Here is a 22,100-nt window from a genome sequence, read left to right on the forward strand (position 1 = left end):
TGCGGGCGCGTCATGGCTGGTCGCGCAGTTCCCCGCGCCCCTGGGTGGGTTGATCTACTCGGTGCTCAGATAGGACCGCCAGCCTCCGTACGACGTGATGTCCTTGGCGTCCGTGAGGGCGGACGGCTCGCAGAGGAAGCCGGGTACCTCGGTGCCGTCGGCCAGTTGCACGCTGCCGAGCGTCATGGGGCGGGGGAGGGTGGAAAGGAGCCGGCCGAGGCCCGCTGCGGGCATCTTCCAGATCTCCACTTCGATCTCCGCGCCGTCCTCGCCCACATGTTCCAGACCCGGCTTCGGTGGCGTTGTCCTCAAGGCGTGCAGGCGGTACACCGGGGCCGTCGTCGTCGTACGGTCCAAGCGGGCGCCCAACGACAGAAGTTGAGGGTTGAGCGGCTGGCCCGTCAGGTGGGCGCCGACCACCGCGAGGCGGGTCTCCGGCTGGAGCTGGGCTGCGATCCTCGCCAGGCGTTCGTCCGTGTGTGCCGGGCCGATCAGCATCACGCCGAAGGGGAGGCCGTTCACCTCGCCGGCCGGGACCGCCACCGCGGCCAGGTCGAAGAGGTTGGTGGAGTTGGTGAAGCGGCCCAGGCGGGCGTTGGCGCCCAGCGGGTCGGCGGCCACCTCGGCGAGGGTGGGGTGGCCGGGGGTGGTGGGCAGGAGAAGGGCGTCCGCGTCGGCCAGTTCGGCGAGGGCGCGGGTGCGCAGGGCGGACAGGCGGTCCATGTCGGCGTAGAGCTGGTGGGCCGGGAGGTCGCGGGCCCCGGTGATGATGGCGGCGACCGTGGGGTCGAGCCAGTCGTCGCCCACTGCTGTCGCCTTGTCGACAAAAGCTCCCACCGCTGTGTAGCGCTCGGCCACGAACGCGCCCTCGTACAGCATCGCCGCCGCCTCGGTGAAGGGCGTGAGGTCCAGCTCGCGGAGCGTCGCGCCCGCCGCCGCGAGCTGCTCCACCGCTCGCTCGTACGCTTCCGCCCAGCCCTCATCCAGTTCGCCGAGCTGCTCGCGCGGAGGGATCGCGATCCGCCAGGGGCCCGGCGGACGTCCGGGGATCGACGGAGCCGTGCCCGTCACCATGTGGGACAGGGCCTGTTCCGCCTCCGGGAGGGTGCGGGCGAAGACCGTCACGCAGTCGATCGAGGCGCAGGCCGGGACGACCCCGGCCGTGGGGACCAGGCCGCGGGTGGGCTTGAGGCCGACGATGCCGTTGAAGGCGGCCGGGACCCGGCCCGAGCCCGCCGTGTCGGTGCCGAGGGCGAAGTCGACGATGCCCAGGGCCACGGCGACCGCCGAGCCGGAGCTGGAACCGCCGCTCACCCGCGCCGGGTCGTACGCGTTGCGGACCGCGCCGTGCGGGGAACGGGTGCCTACCAGGCCCGTCGCGAACTGGTCCAGGTTGGTGGTGCCGAGCACGATCGCGCCTGCCGCGCGGAGCCGGGCGACGACCGGGGCGTCGGCCTCGGGGTGGTAGGCGTACGACGGACAGCCCGCCGTCGTGGGCAGGCCCGCCACGTCGATGTTGCCCTTGGCGGCGAACAGGCGGCCCGCGAGGGGCAGTTGCTCGCCGCGCGCGAGGCGCTCGTCCAAGGCGCCGGCTTCCCGCTCGACCTCTTCCCGCGGGCGCAGGTCGATCCAGATCTCGGGGCGGTCCACGGCCTCGATGCGATCGTAGGCGGCACGGACCCGGGTGACGGTGGTGGACATGGTGTGCTCCTCTTTCACTGTGCGGGCGGGGCCAGGACGAGCAGTGCCGTCCCCGCCTCCACCTGGTCGCCCGGCCTGGCCAGGATCTCCGTGACCACGCCGTCCGCCGGCGCGTGCACCCTGGACTCCATCTTCATCGCCTCCAGGGCGAGCAGCGGCTGACCGGCCGTCACCTCGTCGCCCGGCTCGACGTTCAACTGCCATACGGATGCGGCGAATTCGGCCTCGATCAGACGGCCGCCCGGGGGGACCGTCACCTCCGCCGGGGCCACCGCCGGCGTGGCGGCCGCCTCGGCGCGCGCGAACTCGCCCGCCGCCTCCCACGCGTCCCGCTCCTGGGAGAAGGCGGCCTGTTGGCGCGTCCTGAACTCCCCTATGGAGTCAGCGTGTTCGGTCAGGAAGTCCTGGTACTCGGCCAGCGAGAACGTGCCCTCCTCGATGCGGGGCACGAAGCGCCCTGAGGTGATGTCGGCCCGCAGTTCCAGGAGTTCGTCCGCGTCCACCGGATACCACTTGATCCGGTCGAAGAACCGCAGCAGCCAGGGCGAGCCCGGCTCGAACGCTCCGCGCTGCTGCCAGGGCGACCACACCTGGGTCGTACGGCCCACGAACTGGTAACCCCCCGGCCCCTCCATGCCGTAGATGCACAGATACGCGCCGCCGATGCCGACCGAGTTCTCGGCGGTCCAGGTGCGGGCCGGGTTGTACTTGGTGGTCACCAGGCGGTGGCGCGGGTCGAGGGGGGTGGCCACGGGGGCGCCCAAGTAGACGTCACCCAGGCCCAGTACGAGGTACTCCGCGTCGAAGACCGTGCGGTAGACGTCGTTGACCGAGTCCAGGCCGTTGACGCGGCGGATGAACTCGATGTTCCACGGGCACCAGGGGGCGTCGTCGCGAACGCCCGCCATATAGCGGGCGATCGCCTCGCGGGTGGCCGGGTCGTCCCAGGAGAGGGGGAGGTGGACGGTGCGGGAGGGGACGACCAGTTCGTCGGACGGGGGCAGGGAGCTGGTGATCTCCCGTACAGCGGTGAGGAGTTCGTGCTGGGGGAGACGGTTCGGGTCCGTCTGGATCTGGAGGGAGCGGATGCCGGGGGTGAGGTCGGTGATGCCCTCCGGGCCCTGCTCGGCGACCGCCTCCATGAGGGCGTGGACGCGCATGCGAAGCGCCAAGTCCAGCTGCATGGGGCCGAATTCGACCAGCAGGTTGTCGTCCCCGCTGCGCCGGTACGTCACATCGCCGTCGCGGGCGAGGATGCCGCCGTCCACGATGGCCGGGCGCGGTGAGCCGTCCGTGTTCACCGGGACGAAGCGGACCGTGTCACCCGGGCGCAGTTGGCCCAGCTTCCAGCGCTCGGTGCTGATGACGGTCGCCGGGCACACGAACCCGCCGAGGGAGGGTCCGTCAGGGCCGAGCAGCACCGGCATGTCGCCCGTGTAGTCGACCGCGCCGACCGAGTACGGGGTGTCGTGGATGTTGGACGGGTGCAGGCCCGCCTCGCCGCCGTCGGTGCGGGCCCAGCGGGGCTTGGGGCCGACCAGGCGGACTCCGGTGCGGGCCGAGTTGAAGTGGACCTTCCAGTCGGCGGCGTAGAAGTCGCGGATGTCGTCCTCGGTGAAGAACTCCGGGGCGGCATGCGGGCCTTCGACGGCTTTCACCTCCCATACGGAGGTGAAGGCGGGACGTTCGGTCAGGCGCGAGCCCTGCGTGACGGCCCCGCCGCGCAGCACGTCACCCGTCCGCAGCGCCCGTCCGCCGTGGCCCCCGAAGCGGCCCAGCGTGAAGGTGCTCGCGCTGCCGAGGAAGGCCGGGACGTCGAGGCCGCCCGCGAAGAGGACGTAGGTCCGCAGGCCGTGCTCGGCGGGGGCGCCGATCTCCAGGACTCCGCCCGCGGGGACGGTCACCGGCTCCCACTGGGTTACGGCCGTGCCGTTCACGGTGACGGGGGCCGGGGCGCCGGAGATGCAGACGGTCGTGGGATGGGTGAACCTCAACGACGGGCCCTGCAGGGTGCATTCGAGGCCGGGGGCGCCTTCCGGATTGCCCAGCGCCCTGTTGCCGAGCCGGAAGGAACGGTCGTCCATCGGGCCGCACGGAGGCACGCCCACCTGCCAGTAGCCGGTACGGCCCGGCCAGTCCTGGACCGTGGTGAGGGTGCCGGCGGACACGACCTCGATGCGCGGGGTCGGGTCCTGGACCTCGGCGAGGGTCGCCGTGGAGTGGGTGGCCGTCCGGAAATCGGAGTCGGTGAGTGCGGCTCGGACCAGGCCCAGGTTGGTCTCGATGCCGTCGACGCGCGTGCGTTCGAGGGCCTCGTCCAGGCGTTGGAGCGCGTGGGAGCGGTCCGGGCCGTACGCGATGATCTTCGCGAGCATCGGATCGTACGACGTCGTCACCTCGGTGCCGGTCTCCACCCAGCCGTCGACACGGACCCCGGTGGGGAACTCGACCCGGGTCAACAGGCCGGCGCTGGGCCGGTGTTCGCGGCTCGGGTCCTCGGCGTAGAGGCGGGCCTCGACGGCGTGGCCGCGCGGGAGGCCCGGCTCGCTCACGACGTCCCGTTCGCCGCGGGCCAGGCGGAGCATCCAGGCGACCAGGTCGACGCCGTAGATCTCCTCGGTGACCGGATGCTCCACCTGGAGACGGGTGTTGACCTCCAGGAAGTAGGCCTCTTCGCGGGCGGCGTCATAGACGAACTCGACGGTGCCGGCGGAGCGGTAACCGACCGCGGCGCACAAGTCGTGGGCGCTGACGGTGAGTTGAGTGCGGACGTGGTCGGGGAGGCCGGGGGCCGGTGCCTCTTCCAGGACCTTCTGGTTGCGGCGCTGGAGGGAGCAGTCGCGGTCGCCGAAGGTGACGACCCTGCCGTCGCCGTCGCCGAAGACCTGCACCTCGACATGGCGGGCGTGCTCCACGAGCCGTTCCAGGAAGACGCCGGCGGAGGAGAAGGAGGCGGCGGCGACGCGCTGCACCCGGTCCCAGGCGTCGGTGAGTTCGTCGGCGGAGTGGCAGGCCGACATGCCGATGCCGCCGCCACCGCCTGTGGCCTTGAGCATGACCGGGTAGCCGATGGTTGCGGCTGCTTCGAGCGCCACTTCGAGTGTGGGCAGCAGTCCGGTCCCCGGCGCCAGCGGCACGCCCGCCGACTCGGCCGCAGCCCGTGCGGTGTGCTTGGCGCCGAACAGCTCCAGCTGCTCGGGCGTCGGGCCCACGAACACGATCCCCGCGTCCTCGCAGCGACGGGCGAAGGCGGCGTCCTCGGACAGGAAGCCGTAACCGGGGTGGATCGCGCCCGCGCCCGAGTCCTTGGCCGCCTTCAGCACGAGGTCGATGTCGAGATACGACTCCTTCGCGGGTGCCGGGCCGAGGCGTACGGCGTGGTCGGCGAGGCGGACGTGGGGTGCCGCCCGGTCGGCGTCGGAGTACACCGCGACGGTGCGCAGGCCGAGTTCGCGAGCGGTGCGGATGATGCGGACGGCTATCTCGCCGCGGTTGGCGACGAGGAGGGTGTCGAAGCTCATGTGGCGGCCCCGATCGTCATCTCCACTGGCGTCGGGTCGAAGCCGTTGCAAGGGTTGTTGATCTGGGGGCAGTTGGAGACCAGGACCAGGACGTCGCGGTCGGCGCGCAGGGTCAGGGTCAGGCCCGGGGCGGAGATGCCGTCGACGATGCCGAGGGTGCCGTCCTTCTCGACGGGGACGTTCATGTACCAGTTGATGTTGGAGACGAGATCGCGCTTGCCGAGGCCGTGCTTCGCGCCCTCCGCGAGGAAGTTGTCCACGCAGGCGTGCTGCGACCAGGTGTGATGGCCGTAGCGCAGGGTGTTCGACTCTTTGGAGCAGGCGCCGCCGACCGTGTCGTGGCGGCCCACGTCGTCGGCGGTGACCGTCATCAGCGGGGTGTGCTCGTTGGACATCAGAACGCTGCCCGTGGTGAGGAAGATGCCGCCCTGGGCATGGATGGTGTCGGGGGCGCTGTAGCGGATTGACGTGTCGTGGGCGTCGTAGACGAGGAAGTCGACGGCCTGGTTGCCGTGCAGGTCGGTGATGGTGAGCGTCTCGCCCTCGCGGATGACGGCGGACCAGGCGGCCCGGGCCGGAACGACCGTCTTCCTGGGTGTCCCTTCCAGCTTCATGCGCGTCCCTTCGAGGCGAGGAAATCGGCGGTGTTGAGGTAGGCGCGGCGGCCTTCGGGGGTGGCTTCCCAGAGGGGGTCGCCGGCGCTGGTGGGCTCGGCGCGCCAGGCGAGCACTTCGAGGGGGGTGCTGACGTATTCGGGGCGTGGGTCCGCGGGATGGGGGACGTTCGCGATCAGTACGGTCACGTCCTGCTCGGCGCGGAGGGTGACGGCGGCGCCGGGGCCCGCCGAGCCGGTGAAGTCGAGGGTGCCGTCCTCGCGGATGCGCACGCCCTGGAAGAAGGAGAGGGAGGGCGCGAGGTCGCGGGGATCGAGGCCGTTCTTCGCGGCCGCCAGCTTGAAGAGCTCGCGGCCCGCGGGGGAGGGGCTCTGGGGGGTGCCGTCGCCGTAGCGCTCGGTGTTGCGGACGAGGGTGGAGGTGCCGCACAGGGCGTCGTGCCGGCCGGAGGTGTCGGCGACGACGCTCGCGAGGACGCGGCCCTGGTCGGACAGGAGCAGTTGGCTCTCGCCGAGGTAGGCGTTCCACTGGACCTTGACCGTGTCGGCGACGTTCAGGCGCTCCCAGGGGCGGCCCTCCGCGTACAGGAGGAGGTGGGCGCAGGCGTCTCCGCGGAGGTCGGTGAGGCGGAGTTCGCTGCCGCGGGCGAGGACGCGGTGGGTGTAGTTGCCGCCCGCGACGGTCTCCGCCCACACCAGGTCGCCGGCCTCCGCGGGCGGGGCGGGCCAGTCGCCGGCCGGGACGACGGGCATGGCCTCGGTGCGGGTGCCGTCCTGGGCGCGGGCGTGGTCGCGGGCTCCGTAGGTGGTCTCTGTGGCCATGGCGGGACCTCCGGCTCCGGGGTTATTTCTGTCGCTCGACAGAAATTAGGGGTGGGGCGGGTCGGGGGGATTGCTCGGGTGTTGCCGGGGGGTTACCGGGGGCTCACGGGGGTGGGGTCGGTGCGTTGTCGGGTGCGGGGTGGTGGGGGCTGGTCGCGCAGTTCCCCGCGCCCCTGGGGGTTGGGGCTTGCCGGGGTGGAGAGTGGCGGTGGCAGCCCTGTACGCGTGGATCACCCGCCGCCTGCTTCGTGTTCGTGGAGCACCGGGGTGCCGCTTCGTGTTCGTGGGTCACCCCGGGCGTCCGCTCCCGCCCGTGGGACCGGCCGTCGCTCCGTGACGGTGGAGCATCGGCTGCCCGCCCCGCCCCGCCCCGCCCCGCCCCGCCCCGCCCCCGCGCCGGTAAGGGACCCGGCCGCCGCCCCTCGCCCGTGGAGTACCCGGCCGTCGCTTCCTGCTCGTCGGTCACCCGGAGATCCCCCCGGCGCTCGTGGCTCGCCCGGAGATCCCCCCGTGCCCCCGTGTGCGAGGATCGAACGCATGGGTACGACAGGTGGCGCGGAGTCCGGGCGGCGGGTCGGGCGGCCTCGGGCGGCTCGGCGGCCGGACAGTGGGCTCGCGCCGCGTGAGGAACTCCTCGTCGCCGCGGCCGAGTTGTTCACCACCCTCGGGTACGCCGCCACCAGCACGCGCGCCGTCGCCGAGCGGGCCGGTATGCGCCAGGCCTCCATGTACCACTACGTCTCCGGCAAGGAGGAGCTCCTCGCCGAGCTCCTGGAGTCGACCGTCACGCCCTCACTGGCGTACGCCCGTGAGCTGCTCGCCGACGACACGGCCCCGGCCGGGCAGCGGCTGTGGGAGCTGTGCCGCGCGGACGTCGAGGTGCTCTGCGGCGGGCCGCACAACCTCGGTGGTCTCTATCTGCTCCCCGAGGTGCGCGCCGACCGGTTCGCCGGCTTCCATGCCGTGCGCGCCGAACTCAAGGACGCCTACCGCCAGTTGCTCGCCGCGACACCCGCGGGCGGCGCACTCGCCAAGAGTGAGCTCGATCTCCGTACGGACCTGGTGTTCGGCTTGATCGAGGGCGTCATCCTCGTCCACCGCTCGGACCCCGACCGTCCCGCCTCCGTGTTCGCGGAGGCCACCGCGGACGCAGCGCTGCGCATCGCCGGGATCTGAGGCGGGGTTACGGGCTGGCCCCGGGGTTACTGGCCGGCCTCGGGGTTACGGGAGGGCTCCGGCGGGAAGGTCTCCTTCACTCGTCACAGTGAGTGATTCCCGTATGCCCGCACGCCGTTACGTATCGTGTTCGATCGATGCCTCAGCGTGTAAATGGGCCGAGAGTACTCCAGTCGCAATGCCCGTTTCAGGTGCTTGCTGAATATGACACGGCGTTGATCCGGTCGGACTAAGCTCGCCCGCAGCGCACCGAGTTGATGTGTATTCGTGCGCTTGTTCCCTATATGTGCGACTCCCCGCCGATACGTCTCAGAGGGCCCACATGGTGAGTGTTCAATCCCCCCCAGGACGCCGTGAACTTCCCTACGCGCGCGTACTGTTGCTGCCCGCCATAGTCATGGCCGCGGCGACCGGGGCCGCCGTCGCGGCGGTGCAGCAGCCCGCCCGGGTGGCCGTCGGCTTGTGCGGTGCCGTTGCGACGCTGCTGGTGATCGCGGTAGGGGCCGAGGCGGTGCGGCGCGGTCGCGCACTGCGGGACGCCCGCGTCGAACAGAGCCGTCACACCGCGTATCTGGAACGGCGGATTGCCGCCCAGGACCAGGACATGACCCGCCTGGCCAAGGAGATCGCACCCGCGGCACTGCACTGGATGCGTCGCGGAAATTCGCCCGGAGAGGTGATTCGCCGACTCGGTGACATCGACCCGGCGTGGAGTGATCTGCCCGAAGCACAGCAGCGGTTGCTGAAGACGGTGCTCGACATCGTCGACACCGAGGAGATCATGCGCGACGCCGCGCAGCGCTCCTTCGTGAACATCGCCCGCCGCGTCCAGGCCATCGTCCACCAACAGGCCAACGAACTGCGGGAGATGGAGGAGGACCACGGCCGCAACCCCGAGGTCTTCGACGACCTCCTGCGCATCGACCACGGCACCGCCCTGATCGGCCGGCTCGCCGACTCCATCTCCGTCCTCGGCGGCGGCCGCCCCGGCCGGCAGTGGCCCGAGCCTGTCGCGCTCTACAGCGTGCTGCGCGGTGCGATGTCCCGGATCCTGGAGTACCGGCGCATCGACCTGACCTCGATCGCCAAGGTCAACGTCAAGGGCACCGCGGTCGAGCCGGTGATCCACGCCGCGGCCGAACTCCTCGACAACGCCACCCGGTACTCCCCGCCCCAGAGCAAGGTGCACGTCACCGCCACCGAGGTGCAGACCGGCGTCTGCATCGAGATCGAGGACGCCGGCGTCAGCCTCAGCGAGGAGGCTCGCCTCAGGGCCGAGGGCATGCTGGAGCGCGCCAAGGCCGGCGTCGACCTCCAGGACCTCGGGGAGTCGCCGCGCCTCGGCCTCGCCGTCGTGGGCCGGCTCTGCCAGGCGTACGACATGCAGGTCTCCCTGCGTGCCTCCGCGTACGGCGGGGTCCGCGCGATCCTCGTCGTGCCCAGCGACATGCTCACCGACGAGCCCGGCGTCGGACTCGCCCACGGCATCGGCGCCACCGCCGTGCCCAAGGCCGAACTCGGCGCCCTGCCGGGTCCCAAGCGCACCATCAAGAAGCGCCGGCCCACCAGCCCCAAGTTCACCACCCCGGTGTCCATGGAGGACGACGTCCCCGAGGTCACCGAGTGGACGGCCAACGGGCTGCCGCAGCGCCGCAGCCGGGTCAAGACCCCGCTCGCCCAGCGCTACGCCGAGCAGGCCGAGATCGACCGGGCCGAGCGGGAGGGCCGTCCGACCGTCTGGTCGACAGCCCGCCGCGAGCCCGAGCCCGAACCCGAGAAGAAGCCGGACGACACCCCGCCGGGCCTGTGGGTCCAGGCGTTCATGGACGGCCTCAAGCGCCCCACCGCTTCCACAGCCAGTCAGCCGACCGACGAACCGGCCCGTACCGAGGCCGAAGACGAGGGGAACCTCAAGTGATCCAGCAGCGAGGCAACTTCGACTGGATGCTCCAGGACCTCGCCAAAGGCGTACCGGGCATCCAGATGATCGTGGTGCTCTCCGCCGACGGCCTGCGCATCGCCCGCCACGGCGGCGACCCGGACACCGCCGACCGCGTCGCCGCGGCCTGCGCGGGTCTGCAGAGCCTGGCGGGCGCCGTCGCCGGGGAGATCCCGGGCAGCGACGGCAAGATGAAGATGGTCCTCATCGAGATCCATGGGGGCTACTTCTACCTGATGGCAGCGGGCCCCAACGCCTATCTTGCGGTCCTCTCCGACATCATCACCGAGCCCGGCCACATGAGCGCCCGCATGAGCGACCTGGTCGTCCGCATCGGCGCGCACCTCACCAGTCCGCCCAGGCGCAACGGGCAGACCGTATGACTCCTCCGCAACGCCGCCGGCGATACCCCAAGTCCAGCCCGGAACAGACACAGACACAGGCACAGACACCGTCGCAGGAGAGCCAGGACCCACCCGAGGGACAGAAGAAGAACCCCGAGCGCCTGTACGTCATCACCGGCCCCGACGCCACGGAGCGCTCGGAGCTCGACCTGGTCACGTTAATCGTGGCGCACGCCGATCCACCGCCTTCCGCCACGCCTGAGCAGGCGGCGCTGCTCAGGCTCTGCACGGCCCCCCTGTCCGTGGCCGAGCTGTCCGCCTATCTCAGCCTGCCGTTCAGCGTGGTGACCGTCCTGCTCACCGAGCTGCTGACGGCCGAACTGGTGACGGCCCGAGCCCCGGTCATCCGCCAGGCGCTGGCCGACCGTTCCCTCCTCGAAGCGGTGATGCATGGACTTCAAAGGCTCTGACACGATTCCCGGTCCACGAACAGAGGACCACCTCCCGAAGACCGCACAGGCCGCGGTGAAGATCGTCATCGTGGGCGGCTTCGGCGTCGGCAAGACGACCATGGTCGGTTCCGTCAGCGAGATCAAACCGCTGACCACCGAGGAGACCATGACGCAGGCCGGCGTCGGGGTCGACGACAACTACGGCTCCGAGTCCAAGACCGCCACCACCGTGGCGATGGACTTCGGCCGCATCAGCATCACCGAACAGCTGGTGCTCTACCTCTTCGGCACCCCCGGCCAGGAACGCTTCTGGTTCCTGTGGAACGGCCTGTTCGAGGGCGCGCTCGGCGCGGTCGTCCTGGTCGACACCCGCCGCCTCGAAGTCAGCTTCGACGTCATGGGCCGTCTGGAGGAGCGGGGCGTGCCGTTCGTCGTCGCCGTCAACACCTTCCCGGACGGCCCCCGTTACGACATCGAGGAACTGCGCACCGCGCTCGACCTGAGCCCGGACATCCCGATCGTCGAGTGCGACGCCCGCAGGCGCGCCTCCAGCCGGGACGTCCTGATGACGCTGCTGCGGTTCCTGCACTCCCTGACGACGGAGAAGGCCCCGGCGTGAGCCGGGCACCCCTCAGATCCTCATCCCTGTACGGCAGATCCACTTCAGTTTCGGAGCGATCAGCGTGACGTCTGAATCCCTTTACCCTTCCGGCACGGACCACCCCACGGCCACCCCGCCCCCCGGCTGTCCGGCACACGGCATCGGACCCGGCGGGTTGCGTCGGTTGTACGGGCCTGATGCGGAGGATCTTGGGGCGGTGTACGAAGAGCTCCGCTCCCAGCACGGCACTGTGGCCCCCGCGTTGCTTCACGACGATGTGCCGATCTGGGTGGTACTCGGCCACAGCGAGAACATGCACATGCTGCGTTCCCCCTCGCACTACAGCCGTGACACCCGGTTGTGGAGCCCCATGCAGGACGGCACCGTCAAGCCGGACCATCCGATGATGCCGCATCTTGCCTGGCAGCCGCTGTGCTGCTACGCCGAAGGTGACGAGCATCTGCGGCTGCGCGGCGCGGTCACCGGTGCCATGTCGACGATCGACTACCGGGGCATTCGCCGACACATCAACCGCGCGACCCAGCACCTCGTCAACAAGTTCTGCGAGCAGGGGAAGGCCGATCTGGTCAGTCAGTTCGCCGAACGCCTGCCCATGATGGTGATGTGCGAGATTTTCGGCATGCCCGACGAGTACAACGACCGGCTCGTCGAGGCTGCCCGCGACCTGCCCAAGGGCACTGAGACAGCGATCGACAGCAACGCGTACATCATGGACGTCCTCACGCGGCTCACCGTTCGCCGACGGGCCGCACCGGAGGACGACTTCACCAGCCACCTCATCAACCACCCGGCCCGGCTCACCGACGAGGAGGTCAGCCAGCACCTGCGGCTCGTCCTGATCGTCGCTTACGAGAGCACGGCCAACCTACTCGCCAATGTATTGCGAGTGGTCCTCACCGACCCGCGGTTCCGTGCCCAGCTCAACGGCGGCCAGATGACGGTGCCCCAGGCGGTTGAGCAGTCCATGTGGGACGAGCCGCCGTTCAGCACGGTCTTGGGCTATTTCGCCAAGCAGGAGACCGAGTTGGGCGGCCAGCGCATCCGCAAGGGCGACGGCCTGCTCATGGCCATCGCGCCGGCCAACATCGACCCGCGTGTCCGTCCCGACATCAACGCGTACATGCAGGGCAACCGCTCTCACCTGGCCTTCAGCGGAGGTCCTCATGAGTGCCCGGGCCAGGACATCGGCCGTGCCATCGCCGAGGTCGGTGTCGATGCGCTGCTGACCCGCCTTCCCGACGTTGAGCTCGCCTGTGAGGAGCACGAGCTGCGCTGGCGGGCGTCCATCTCCAACCGGCACTTGGTGGACCTGCCGGTGGAGTTCGCATCCAAGTCTCAGCAGGACGTCATGGAGAGCCCCACGCACCCCGTGCCGTCGCAGCGCGCCAGAGACTGGGAGGTGAGGACGAGCACGCCACCGCCGCAGGTGAAGGCCCCGGAACCAGCCGCGCCGACATCGACACCCGAACCTGTTGCGCGACCGGGCGTATTTCAGCGCCTCCTGCGCTGGTGGCGGGGCGACTGAGGCAATGGGGGCACCGGGACTATCCGGTCGCCCACTCCTCGTGCGCCACCCAGGCCTCCAGCACGCGCGAGCTGATGAACCGGTGCTCGCGCCCCGTGACCGGATCGGTGAACTCCAGCACCCGCGCCAACAGTTGGAGCGGACGCCGGAAGTCACCGGCCGCCACGGGGTCGGTCACCACCGGATAGAGCGGGTCACCGAGGATGGGCACCCCCAGGGCACTCATGTGCACCCTCAGCTGGTGGGTCTGCCCGGTACTGGGCGTCAACCGGTACCGGGCACGACCGTCCCGGTGCTCCAGCAACTCGACCCGGCTGAGGGCGTTCGGCTCGCCGTCGACCTCGCGGGCCGCCAGGATGCCGCGTTCCTTCAGGATCCGGCTGCGCACGGTGCGTGGCAGGGGCAGCGCCGGGTCGTACGGGGCCACTGCCTCGTACTCCTTCGCTACCCGCCGGTCCCGGAACAACGACTGATACGCGCCGCGCTCCTCGGGCCGTACGGTGAACAGCACGAGTCCGGCCGTCAGCCGGTCCAGCCGGTGTGCGGCACCCAGCGTCGGAATGTCCAGTTGCCGGCGCAGCCGTGCCAGGGCGGTCTCGGCGACATGGCTGCCGCGCGGAGTGGTGGCCAGGAAGTGCGGCTTGTCGGCCACCACGAGGTGTTCGTCCTGGTACAGGATGTCGATCGCGAAGGGGACCAGTTCCTCGTCGGGCAGCTCCCGGTGGAACCACACGAACATCCCCGGCACGTACGCCGTGTCCCGAGATACCGGACGTCCAGCGGCATCCACGATCCGCCCTGTGTCCAGCATGTCGTCGATCACTGCGATCCCAGCAGTTGCGAGTCGTGCCGCCAGGTGATCCCGCACGGTCGTCCACGTGTTCCCGACCGGCAACCGCAAGCGCACTGGATCCACCCCGTTGCGCTGTGGCAGGGGAGAGGGCGGAGGCTGGGTACGGCGTCTCATTACCATCAAGCGTACGGTGGCACTGATCTGGATACCGCTGGCCTCGCCTGCTACCTGAAACCGTTACTGCTGAGGCCCGCCACTTCGACGTTCCGCCGACGCCAACGCGACGGACTGCCTCTGCCTCACGTCCATGGCCGCACCGTCAAGGATGCCTAGCGGCGGACGGCAGCGTGCTCCGCGTTGTCCAAGCCGCCTTCACGAGATTCGGCGGAATGCGTGCCGAACGGATCGGCCTCGGGACTGAGCCGGTAACGGGGGGTGTTTTGGTGCCAGTGAAGGCTGCCGCTGATCCATAGGGACAAGTCCTCCAGAGAGTCCTCGGCGACCTCCCACTCGGCATCGGTGACCTCGTAGAGTGCCCGCATGGCGCGCAGGTCGCCGCAGGCGGTCAGGAAGTCGGCGGTTGCTTCGCGAACCATGCGGGCCGCCTTGGCGGCGGCCTCGCTCCAGGTGCCACCACGAGCCTGCCGTACCACCGCGGTCAGGTGGTCCGAGTCGCCTGCCGCGAGGTCTTTGGGCAGGGAGTACAGGTCGTTGGTCCAGCTGATCGCATCGTTCGCGGCAAATCGAACCATGCCGTACAGGTCGCTTCCGGCCACGATCTCCGGGAGCTCCTGGTCGTGACCCACTTCGAGGAGATCGAAGGTCATCTCAGCTCCTGAGTGCAGCCGTCGGCGACGTATGTACGTAGGAACGCTCACTAGGGCGCTGCGGCCCTGCCGGTGTGGGCGGGCTCGGAGGGAAAGGGCCAGCCAGTCGCGGTAGTGGGCACGGTACCGGCTTCGCCAGGCCGGCGAACGAGCTGGTGCCGTACGCCGCCACAAGTCCGCGGCTGCAGCAGCCAGTGGTCCTTTGGGCTCTTTCCGGTCTGTGAGATTCACAGGCACCTGCGCAAGCAGATCGGCCGCAAGCCCCTCTGCTTGCGCGTCGTCGGTGCGTGGCTGATCGAGGATGTCATCGACCAGCCAGTTGTGACCGTGCCACAACGCCACCGTTTCCAGAGCGGCCACCCGCGGATATGTGTAGCCCGCGAAGTGGGCGAACCTGCTGCGTGCGAACCGCTCACGTTGCCGCGAATCCTGGAAGAGCCCATGGAAGGACGCCCACTGCAGGAGACTCTCCTGCACGCGACTGGTCTCCGGATGCAGGCGCGCCTCGACCGGACCGTAGAGGGCAGGAACCTGGAAACCTACCGACACCGCGGCAGTGTTCACAGCAGTCATGACCACACTTCCTTCAGATCAACTCCGCTGCTGGAATAGGGCGGTTCAACCGGCGGCGTCCTGTGCCCGGATGGCCCAGGGACCGACCAGCCGACAGAGCCTGCTGGCAGCACTGTTCTTCTCCTCGCGATTGGTCAGGGCCTGGTACCGGCGCGGGGTTTCCATGGGGTCGAGTCCCATGCAGCCGAGTTCATTGATGCTGAGCAGACGGAAGTGTCTGTAGCGGGCTGTGGTCCCTAGCAGGTGCTCCTTGTCCGCTCGCTCAGGTTGGGCGAAACACCGAAGCAGGGGCTTCCGGGGCCGCTGGGTAGGAGCGGAACTCTTCACGACGCCCTCCGGGTGGCGGACTCGACCAGGACCGTGAACTATGCGCTGTGCTCCATGCGCTGCAACTGCGGCGCCGTTGACTCGCACATGAACAGGGCCTGCTGACGGAACCAGCCGAGCGGGACCACGGTCAGAGCACCGGGCGGTGTCGTCGGCCACGGCCGTCGTCGTAACCCGGCGGTGCAGGAATCGGCGGCCTTCACCGTCACGACAGCGTTATCAGTGGCGAGGTCGTGGATCACTCCTACCTTCCAGTGCCACCGCGGGTTTCGTCAACTGGCTGGTACTGGCTGGTGCTTGTGTTAGCTGCCGTGGCGGACGAACGCGAGGAACATGTCGGACGGAAGCCAGTCCGAGTTCTCGGCGGACTTCCGGACGGCGCGGACGGCAGGAGACACTCGCCCTTGGGGGGTGGGGGCGCACCGCCGTAGGACCATCCTGAAGGTGTCGATGCGTTGCGCGGAGCGTGTTCCTTAGGCGCACCGCCGACCATCGCAGGCATCCGGTCACCACCCCCACGGGCCCGGGTGCGACATAGCTCATGCCCGCAAGTCACCCTGACAGCCCACCACTTCGTACCATGCGACGATTTCCGGCCGTCGGAAAGAGGGCGCAGCCCTGGCGCATGGAGCGGATCGCCAGGCCGCCGTGGGTGTATTTGCACACCCCACGCTGTAGGTGCGCCGTGGATGCCAGGTCCGTTCGTGACAGGTGGGGCAGCAGGCCATTGTCGAGACGGAATGATCGACTCGCGTGTTCGTGATCCGGCGTAAAACCACTTGGGGCGGGCGCGGGGCGGTGGGCAGGATGCCGATCATACCCTTCCTCACGGACCCGGTACTGCCCCAAGGCGCCCTCTCCCGCATCGAGCAGCCCACCCTCCCCAACGGCGACGGACTGCTGCTGCGCCCCTGGGTGGCCGAGGACGCACCCGCGGTCCACGCGGCGTTCCAGGACCCGGTGATGCATCAGTGGCACGTCCGTGCCGCCGACTCCGTGGAGGAGGTCGGCGGCTGGATCGAGGAGTGGGTGGGGGCCTGGGGTGAGGAGCGGACGGCCCAGTGGGCCGTGGTGGACGCGGGTACCGGCAGGCTGCTCGGGCGGGTGGCTCTGCGTGAGATCCAACTCGACGACGAGCAGGCCTAGATGGCGTACTGGACGACCGCCGGGGCCCGTGGGCGGGGTGTTGCGGCTCGTGCCACGATCGCGCTCGCCCGGTGGGCCCTCTACGACGTCGGGTTTCACCGCCTTGAGCTTCTGCACGCCGTGCGCAATGCGGCCTCCTGCCGGGTCGCGGACAAGGCCTGGTTCGCGCTGGAGGGGACCAGGCGGAGTGCCGTTCTGCATCCGGACGATGGCATGACATGCATCTACACGCGCGCGTGAAGGGCGACTGAGGGTCCCCGCGCCCCTATGCCGCCGACGGCGTACGCCTGCGCAGTGCCCGCCAGGCCACGCCCACCGCCAGCGTCGCGGCCAGGAACAGCACCGTGAACCACTGGAAGTACCAGTGCCCGCCCGCCGGGTCGTACACCTCCGCCCGTGGCCAGGCCAGGTTGACGGTCATGAGGAGGCCGTAGAGGAGGGCGAGGGCGTTGATCGGGATGCCCCAGCGGCCCAGGGAGAACAGGCGCTTGCCCTTCTCGTCCGTGCCCTCCGCGGTGAACTCGCCAGGAGGGGGCCGGTGACCATCGCGTACGCGAGGTACAGCATCACGATGCAGGTCGTGCCGATCGCCAGGAAGGCGTCCGGGGACGCGAAGTTGAGGAGGAGCAGGGCGGCGGAGAGGACGCCGACGACCAGAGCCGGGGCCGTGGGCATGCCCGTGCGGGGGTTCACGCGCGCGAGGCGGGTCGCGAAGGGGAGTTGGCCGTCGCGGGCCATGGAGAAGAGCATGCGGCAGGCCGCCGTCTGGATGGCGAGGGTGGCCACTGTGATCGCGACCACCACGTCGGCCAGCAGGGCCTTGCCGAGACCGTCGCCCAGGCTGCTCGTGAGGACGTAGCTGAGGCCGTCGACCGCCAGGTGGCCGTCCGTGAGGCTGGGGGCCGCCAGCAGGCCGCCCAGGACGATCAGACCGCCGAGGAGGCCGGCCGCAGCGAGCGCCGTGAGGATCGTGCGGGGTGCGGTGCGGCGCGGATCGCGGGTCTCCTCGCTCATCTCGCCCGCGCTGTCGAAGCCGATCATCACGTACGCCGCCGTGAAGGAGCCGACGAGCAGGGCGCCGAACAGGCCCGACTGGGCCGCGCCCTCGGTGTGGAAGGTGATCGTCGGCGTCCGCTCGGAGTGGGTGAGCAGCAGTACGACGATGAGGGCCGCGCCGATGATCTCGGCGGTCACGCCCACCCGGTTGATCACGGACATCACGCGGTTGTCGAGGACGTTCACGAGGGTGGTCAGGACCAGCAGGATCACGCCCAGGACCGCTGCGTTCGCCGCGCCGTCCGCCGAGGTCGGGGCCGAGTCGGTGCCGACCAGCTGGAAGCCGGACCAGATCGCCGGCAGCACCATCTGCAGGGCCAGCGCGGCCGCCGCGACCACCACGATCTGCCCGATCACCATGATCCAGCCGGCGAACCAGCCGAAGGTGAGGTTGGAGAGCCGGGACGACCACTGGTAGATCGCGCCGGACAGGGGGTAGCGCGCCGCCAGTTCCGCGAAGCAGGCCGCCACCAGGAGCTGTCCGACCAGCACCGCCGGCCAGGCCCAGAAGAAGACCGGGCCGCCGAACGCGTACCCGAAGGCGAAGAACTGGAAGACGGTCGTCAGGACCGAGATGAAGGAGAACCCCGCCGCGAAGGACGCGTACCGGCCCAGGCTGCGGTGCAGTTCCTGGCGGTAGCCGAACTCGGCGAGGGAGCGGTCGTCGGAGGAGGGGGAGTGCGGCGGATCGGGGCGGACGTCGGAGGGGCTGGTCGTCGTCACGGCGGCACCTGCCTTCGCGGCATGAGGGCGGAAGAGCGGAACAGCGGTGCGGGAGCTGAATTCCTGTCGGGCGACAGAAATTAGGGAGGCGCTGTTTCGGGTGCGTGACGCGGGCATGTCGAGGGCGCTCCTAAGTCCTCACGCCCTTGCGGGAGCCACGCATACGCGATACATCGTGTCTATTGACGGGGCGTCGTAGATCGCGATATGTTCGGCTACGGATATTCGGATGCGAGGTGAATCGGGTCATGCAGCGTCGTAAGCTCCGCAACCCCCTGGCGCTCGCCGTGCTGGCGACGCTGTGGCAGAAGCCGATGCACCCCTACGAGATCGCCCAGACCCTGCGCCGCCAGGGCAAGGACTCCAGTACGAAGATCAACTACGGCTCGCTCTACACGGTCGTCCAGAACCTCGAGAAGCATGGATTCGTCGAGGTCACGGACGTGGAGCGGCAGGGCAACCGGCCCGAGCGGACCGTCTACGGCATCACCGCGGCCGGGCGGCAGGAGACGACCGAGTGGATGTCGGACCTGGTCGCCTCCCCGGCCAAGGAGTACCCGATCTTCGAGACCGCGCTCTCACTGCTCGGTGTGCTGCACCCCGACGAGGTGGTGACGCTGCTGGAGGAACGGCTCGACGCCCTGGTGGTCCAGATCGCCGGCGGCCGGGGCGCGTTGGAGAAGCTCTCCGAGACTCTGCCCCGGCTCTTCCTCGTGGAGAACGAGTACCAGCTCCACATGGTCGAGGCGGAGGCGGCATGGGTCCGCGGCTTCCTTGACGAGCTCAGAAAGGGCACGCTGTCCGGCATCGAGGAGTGGAAATCGTTCCACGAACCATGACTCCACGAACCATGACTCCACGAACCATGACTCCACGAACCATGACTCCACGAACCATGACTCCACGGACCATGACTCAGCGACCCGTGACCTGACCAAGAACAGGCCCCGGCACGGCTGTTGCAGCAGCCCGCCGGGGCCTCGAACCCCGAACTGAATCCGCCCTGAGGCACATCCAGGCGATCGAGGTGCGGCACACCCAGGATAGCCCGGTGCTCCTCCCGCGGATCAGTTGTCATCCGCCCAGCCAGGAGATCCAGGAGAACCCCTGCCATGAACACCCGTGCGCCCGCGATCGAGGCGCGTCAACTGATCAAGACCTACGGCGGTGAGGTCACCGCCCTCGACGGCATCGACCTCGTCGTCGAGCGGGGCAGCGTCTTCGGGCTGCTCGGTCCCAACGGCGCCGGCAAGTCCACCACCGTCAAGATCCTCACCACCCTGGCCCGCCCCGACTCCGGCACGGCCGCAGTCGCGGGCCACGACGTACTGCGCCACCCGGACCGGGTGCGCCGGGCCATCGGCGTGGTCGCCCAGGGCTCCGGCGCCGACCCGGTCGCCACCGGGCGCGAGAACCTCCGGCTCCAGGGCAGGCTCTACGGCCTGAAAGGCACCGCGCTCGAACAGCGGGTGGACGAACTCCTCGCGCGCTTCACACTCACCGACGCCGCCCGGCGACCAGTCAAGGGCTACTCCGGCGGCATGCGACGCCGACTCGACGTCGCCCTGGGCCTGGTGCACCGCCCCGAGGTGCTCTTCCTCGACGAGCCGACCACCGGTCTCGACCCCGAGGCCCGCTCCGCGATGTGGGACGAGATCGGCCGGCTCGCGGGGGAGGAAGGGCTGACCATCCTGCTCACCACGCACTACCTCGAAGAGGCCGACCGCCTCGCCGAGCGGGTCGCCGTAGTGGACCGCGGCCGGATCGTCGTCGAGGGCACCCCGGACGCGCTCAAGGGCGAACTCCGCGGCGACGCCGTCCATGTGGAGCTGCGCGAGGAGCTCGGAGACGCGGGCCGCACCCTGCTCACCGGCGCGCTGCGCGCGGTGCCCGGCGTGCACGAGGTGCTGGCCGACGGACACCGCGTCAGCGTCCGCGCCGACGACGGGGCCGCCGCCGTACCCGCACTGCTCGCCGCCCTGGAGCGGGCCGGGGTCAAGGTCGCCAGCGCTACCGTCGCCCGCCCGTCCCTCGACGACGTCTATCTGCGGTACGCGGGCCGCCGTTACTCGCAGTCCGAAGACCTGGTGGGTGCCCGATGAGCACCGCCGTCTCCCAGACCTGGTACATGACGCAGCGTCAACTCATGGTGTTCGTACGGCAGCCCGCCTACGCGATCATCACCCTGGTCCAGCCGGTGATCTGGCTGTTCCTGTTCGGCAGCCTCTTCAAGGAGGTCGTCGAACTCGGTGGCTTCGGCACCACCTCGTATCTCGACTACCTCGTCCCTGGTGTGGTCGTGATGAGCGCGCTCGGCTCCAACATGTGGGCCGGCATGGGCACCTTGGAGGAGATACAGCGCGGCACCCTCGACCGCTTCCTGACCACCCCGGTCAGCCGGGCCGCGCTGATGAACGGCAACGTCGTCAACAACGGCCTGGTCACCGCGCTCCAGTCGACGGTCATCGTGCTGCTCGGGCTGCTGGGCGGCGCGGACTATCCGGGCGGCCTCGTCGGTGTCGCCGTCCTGGTGCTCGCCTCGGTCCTGCTCGGCACGGTCTTCGGGGCGCTGTCCAACGCGCTCGGCATGCTGGTGCGGGAGCGGGAGTCGATCATCGGGATCAACACCTTCCTGCTGCTCCCGCTGACCTTCCTGTCCAGCGCCTTCATGGCGCCCTCGCAGATGCCCTCCTGGATGCGGCACATCGCCGACTTCAACCCGTTGAACTGGGCGATGGTGGCGGGCCGTTCGGCGCTGTCGGCCGACCCGGACTGGGGTGTGGTGCTGGGGCGTGGGGGAGCGCTGCTGGGGCTGGCGGTGGTGGCGGTGTGGCTGTCGATCCGGACGTTCAGGTCGTACCAACGGTCGGTGTGACCCCTCCCCTCCCGACACACGAACCCGGGGCACGCGAACCCGGGGCACGCGAACCCGGCACACGCGAACGCGGACACATGACCCCGGGACACGCGAACCCGGCGCACGCGAAAGGGGCGGCAACTTCGAAAGCGCCGCCCCTTTCCGAACCGTATGCCTAAGCGGCCGGTGCCGCCCCCTCCTGCTCCGCCTCGATCCGCGCGTTCCAGTCCCGCTTGGAGGCCTGCCAGCCGTCCTCGTTGTGGCCCAGGCGCCAGTAACCGGAGATCGAGATGTCCTCGCGCGGGATGCCGCGCTCGACCCGCAGCAGATGGCGCAGCTGCTTCACGAAGTGCGCCTCGCCGTGCACGAACGCGCACAGCCGGCCCTCCGGGAACTCCAGCGTGCGGACGGCCTCCACCAGGGCCTCGCCGACCGGGCGGGAGCCGCGGTGCAGCCAGACGACCTCCACGTCGGAGTCGATCTTCTGCTCCTCCTCGGGGCCCGAGACCTCGATGAAGGCGTGCGCCCGGGCCCCGTCGGGCAGCGACTCCAGGGAGCGGGCGATCGCGGGCAGCGCGCTCTCGTCACCGACGAGGAGATGCCAGTCGGCCTCCAGGTCGGGAGCGTAGGCCCCGCCCGGGCCCATGAAGCGCACGGTCTCACCGGGCTGGACGCGCACCGCCCAGGGGCCCGCGAGGCCTTCGTCGCCGTGGATCACGAAGTCCAGGGAGAGTTCGTCGTGTTCGGGGTCCCAGTGGCGCACGGTGTAGGTGCGGGTGACGGGCCACTGCTCGCGCGGGAACTCCTCGCGGATCCGCTGCATGTCAAAGGGCTCGGGATAGGTGACACCCTCGGCCGGGAAAAGGATCTTGACGTAATGGTCGGTGCAGGTGTCCGCCGCGAACTCGGCGAGTCCGTCGCCGCCGAGTACCACGCGCTGCATGTGCGGGGTGAGGCGTTCGGTGCGGACGACCTGGGCGGAGTGGGGCTTCCGCGGCTTGCGTCCCGGTCCTTCTGCCATGGCGGCCTCCCAAATCCCTACGCTTAGGCTTACCTAAGTTAGCATCAACCCCCCTGGCGATG

General features: G+C 69.8%; 17 protein-coding genes and 2 pseudogenes. 10 read left to right on the forward strand and 9 right to left on the reverse strand.

The window, feature by feature from the left end; genetic code table 11:
- Nucleotides 1-54: 54 nt before the first annotated feature.
- Genes atzF through AB0D34_RS10765 form a run of 4 tightly spaced genes read right to left on the reverse strand, consistent with a single transcriptional unit; the run spans nucleotide 55 to nucleotide 6,657 of the window.
- Nucleotides 55-1,701, reverse strand: a complete 1,647-nt coding sequence (atzF, locus tag AB0D34_RS10750) for an allophanate hydrolase (RefSeq protein WP_362659639.1) — start codon at nucleotides 1,699-1,701, stop codon at nucleotides 55-57.
- 14 nt (nucleotides 1,702-1,715) lie between these two features.
- Nucleotides 1,716-5,222, reverse strand: coding sequence for a 5-oxoprolinase/urea amidolyase family protein (locus AB0D34_RS10755; protein ID WP_362659642.1), 3,507 nt, complete (start codon nucleotides 5,220-5,222; stop codon nucleotides 1,716-1,718).
- A complete protein-coding gene (locus tag AB0D34_RS10760; RefSeq protein WP_362659645.1) occupies nucleotides 5,219-5,836 on the reverse strand; it encodes an urea amidolyase associated protein UAAP2 in 618 nt (205 codons plus the stop codon). Before AB0D34_RS10760 ends, AB0D34_RS10755 begins: the two co-directional genes overlap by 4 nt.
- Nucleotides 5,833-6,657, reverse strand: a complete 825-nt coding sequence (locus AB0D34_RS10765; protein WP_362659648.1) for an urea amidolyase associated protein UAAP1 — start codon at nucleotides 6,655-6,657, stop codon at nucleotides 5,833-5,835. The genes AB0D34_RS10760 and AB0D34_RS10765 overlap by 4 nt, the downstream gene beginning before the upstream one ends.
- A 537-nt stretch (nucleotides 6,658-7,194) precedes the next feature.
- Between AB0D34_RS10765 and AB0D34_RS10770 the strand changes: the two genes are divergently transcribed.
- The 6 genes from AB0D34_RS10770 (at nucleotide 7,195) to AB0D34_RS10795 (ending at nucleotide 12,715) form a co-directional block, all read left to right on the forward strand.
- Nucleotides 7,195-7,833 (forward strand): TetR/AcrR family transcriptional regulator, encoded by a 639-nt coding sequence (locus AB0D34_RS10770; protein WP_362659651.1) that lies wholly within the window; start codon nucleotides 7,195-7,197, stop codon nucleotides 7,831-7,833.
- 322 nt (nucleotides 7,834-8,155) lie between these two features.
- Complete coding sequence (locus AB0D34_RS10775) at nucleotides 8,156-9,751, forward strand: ATP-binding protein (RefSeq protein ID WP_362659653.1); 1,596 nt, start codon at nucleotides 8,156-8,158, stop codon at nucleotides 9,749-9,751.
- Nucleotides 9,748-10,155, forward strand: a complete 408-nt coding sequence (locus AB0D34_RS10780; protein WP_007380839.1) for a roadblock/LC7 domain-containing protein — start codon at nucleotides 9,748-9,750, stop codon at nucleotides 10,153-10,155. The genes AB0D34_RS10775 and AB0D34_RS10780 overlap by 4 nt, the downstream gene beginning before the upstream one ends.
- The gene (locus tag AB0D34_RS10785) at nucleotides 10,152-10,586 is read left to right on the forward strand and encodes a DUF742 domain-containing protein (protein ID WP_362659656.1); all 435 of its coding nucleotides are present in this window, start codon (nucleotides 10,152-10,154) and stop codon (nucleotides 10,584-10,586) included. Before AB0D34_RS10780 ends, AB0D34_RS10785 begins: the two co-directional genes overlap by 4 nt.
- Nucleotides 10,567-11,187, forward strand: a complete 621-nt coding sequence (locus tag AB0D34_RS10790) for an ATP/GTP-binding protein (RefSeq protein ID WP_362659659.1) — start codon at nucleotides 10,567-10,569, stop codon at nucleotides 11,185-11,187. Before AB0D34_RS10785 ends, AB0D34_RS10790 begins: the two co-directional genes overlap by 20 nt.
- 64 nt (nucleotides 11,188-11,251) lie before the next feature.
- Entirely contained in the window at nucleotides 11,252-12,715 is a 1,464-nt protein-coding gene (locus tag AB0D34_RS10795) for a cytochrome P450 (RefSeq protein ID WP_362659662.1), read from the forward strand.
- A 19-nt stretch (nucleotides 12,716-12,734) separates the two neighbouring features.
- Here the strand turns inward: AB0D34_RS10795 and AB0D34_RS10800 are convergent, their stop codons facing one another.
- The 3 genes from AB0D34_RS10800 to AB0D34_RS10810 all read right to left on the reverse strand — a co-directional run bounded on the left by AB0D34_RS10800 (nucleotide 12,735) and on the right by AB0D34_RS10810 (nucleotide 15,477).
- Nucleotides 12,735-13,682 carry an RluA family pseudouridine synthase gene (locus AB0D34_RS10800; RefSeq protein ID WP_362659665.1) on the reverse strand — a complete coding sequence of 316 codons (948 nt, stop codon included), beginning with the start codon at nucleotides 13,680-13,682 and terminating at the stop codon, nucleotides 12,735-12,737.
- Nucleotides 13,683-13,837: 155 nt separating this feature from the next.
- Nucleotides 13,838-14,908, reverse strand: a complete 1,071-nt coding sequence (locus tag AB0D34_RS10805) for a hypothetical protein (protein WP_362659668.1) — start codon at nucleotides 14,906-14,908, stop codon at nucleotides 13,838-13,840.
- Nucleotides 14,909-15,273: 365 nt separating this feature from the next.
- Nucleotides 15,274-15,477 carry a hypothetical protein gene (locus tag AB0D34_RS10810; RefSeq protein WP_362659671.1) on the reverse strand — a complete coding sequence of 68 codons (204 nt, stop codon included), beginning with the start codon at nucleotides 15,475-15,477 and terminating at the stop codon, nucleotides 15,274-15,276.
- Between the two features lie 574 nt (nucleotides 15,478-16,051).
- Here AB0D34_RS10810 and AB0D34_RS10815 point away from each other — a divergent pair.
- Nucleotides 16,052-16,632 (forward strand): annotated as a pseudogene (locus tag AB0D34_RS10815) (GNAT family N-acetyltransferase).
- Between the two features lie 14 nt (nucleotides 16,633-16,646).
- Here AB0D34_RS10815 and AB0D34_RS10820 read toward each other — a convergent pair.
- Nucleotides 16,647-18,160, reverse strand: a pseudogene (locus AB0D34_RS10820) (amino acid permease).
- A 248-nt stretch (nucleotides 18,161-18,408) separates the two neighbouring features.
- Between AB0D34_RS10820 and AB0D34_RS10825 the strand changes: the two are divergent.
- The 3 genes from AB0D34_RS10825 to AB0D34_RS10835 all read left to right on the forward strand — a co-directional run bounded on the left by AB0D34_RS10825 (nucleotide 18,409) and on the right by AB0D34_RS10835 (nucleotide 21,035).
- Entirely contained in the window at nucleotides 18,409-18,999 is a 591-nt protein-coding gene (locus tag AB0D34_RS10825; RefSeq protein WP_362659674.1) for a PadR family transcriptional regulator, read from the forward strand.
- Nucleotides 19,000-19,272: 273 nt separating this feature from the next.
- A complete protein-coding gene (locus AB0D34_RS10830) occupies nucleotides 19,273-20,262 on the forward strand; it encodes an ATP-binding cassette domain-containing protein (protein ID WP_362659677.1) in 990 nt (329 codons plus the stop codon).
- The gene (locus tag AB0D34_RS10835; RefSeq protein WP_362659679.1) at nucleotides 20,259-21,035 is read left to right on the forward strand and encodes an ABC transporter permease; all 777 of its coding nucleotides are present in this window, start codon (nucleotides 20,259-20,261) and stop codon (nucleotides 21,033-21,035) included. The genes AB0D34_RS10830 and AB0D34_RS10835 overlap by 4 nt, the downstream gene beginning before the upstream one ends.
- A 157-nt stretch (nucleotides 21,036-21,192) precedes the next feature.
- On the opposite strand, the gene AB0D34_RS10840 is transcribed toward AB0D34_RS10835, so the two are convergent.
- The gene (locus tag AB0D34_RS10840; protein WP_362659681.1) at nucleotides 21,193-22,038 is read right to left on the reverse strand and encodes a siderophore-interacting protein; all 846 of its coding nucleotides are present in this window, start codon (nucleotides 22,036-22,038) and stop codon (nucleotides 21,193-21,195) included.
- Nucleotides 22,039-22,100: the final 62 nt, after the last annotated feature.

It is taken from the genome of Streptomyces sp. NPDC048420, from assembly GCF_040651535.1.
Taxonomy (GTDB): Bacteria; Actinomycetota; Actinomycetes; order Streptomycetales; family Streptomycetaceae; genus Streptomyces.

Excerpts from the sequence above, each read along its gene's own strand:
- atzF (WP_362659639.1), bottom strand. The coding sequence starts at position 1,701 with ATGTCCACCACCGTCACCCGGGTCCGTGCCGCCTACGATCGCATCGAG.
- AB0D34_RS10755 (WP_362659642.1), bottom strand. The coding sequence starts at position 5,222 with ATGAGCTTCGACACCCTCCTCGTCGCCAACCGCGGCGAGATAGCCGTC.
- AB0D34_RS10760 (WP_362659645.1), bottom strand. The coding sequence starts at position 5,836 with ATGAAGCTGGAAGGGACACCCAGGAAGACGGTCGTTCCGGCCCGGGCC.
- AB0D34_RS10765 (WP_362659648.1), bottom strand. The coding sequence starts at position 6,657 with ATGGCCACAGAGACCACCTACGGAGCCCGCGACCACGCCCGCGCCCAG.
- AB0D34_RS10770 (WP_362659651.1), top strand. The coding sequence starts at position 7,195 with ATGGGTACGACAGGTGGCGCGGAGTCCGGGCGGCGGGTCGGGCGGCCT.
- AB0D34_RS10775 (WP_362659653.1), top strand. The coding sequence starts at position 8,156 with ATGGTGAGTGTTCAATCCCCCCCAGGACGCCGTGAACTTCCCTACGCG.
- AB0D34_RS10785 (WP_362659656.1), top strand. The coding sequence starts at position 10,152 with ATGACTCCTCCGCAACGCCGCCGGCGATACCCCAAGTCCAGCCCGGAA.
- AB0D34_RS10790 (WP_362659659.1), top strand. The coding sequence starts at position 10,567 with ATGGACTTCAAAGGCTCTGACACGATTCCCGGTCCACGAACAGAGGAC.
- AB0D34_RS10800 (WP_362659665.1), bottom strand. The coding sequence starts at position 13,682 with ATGAGACGCCGTACCCAGCCTCCGCCCTCTCCCCTGCCACAGCGCAAC.
- AB0D34_RS10805 (WP_362659668.1), bottom strand. The coding sequence starts at position 14,908 with ATGACTGCTGTGAACACTGCCGCGGTGTCGGTAGGTTTCCAGGTTCCT.
- AB0D34_RS10825 (WP_362659674.1), top strand. The coding sequence starts at position 18,409 with ATGCAGCGTCGTAAGCTCCGCAACCCCCTGGCGCTCGCCGTGCTGGCG.
- AB0D34_RS10830 (WP_362659677.1), top strand. The coding sequence starts at position 19,273 with ATGAACACCCGTGCGCCCGCGATCGAGGCGCGTCAACTGATCAAGACC.
- AB0D34_RS10835 (WP_362659679.1), top strand. The coding sequence starts at position 20,259 with ATGAGCACCGCCGTCTCCCAGACCTGGTACATGACGCAGCGTCAACTC.
- AB0D34_RS10840 (WP_362659681.1), bottom strand. The coding sequence starts at position 22,038 with ATGGCAGAAGGACCGGGACGCAAGCCGCGGAAGCCCCACTCCGCCCAG.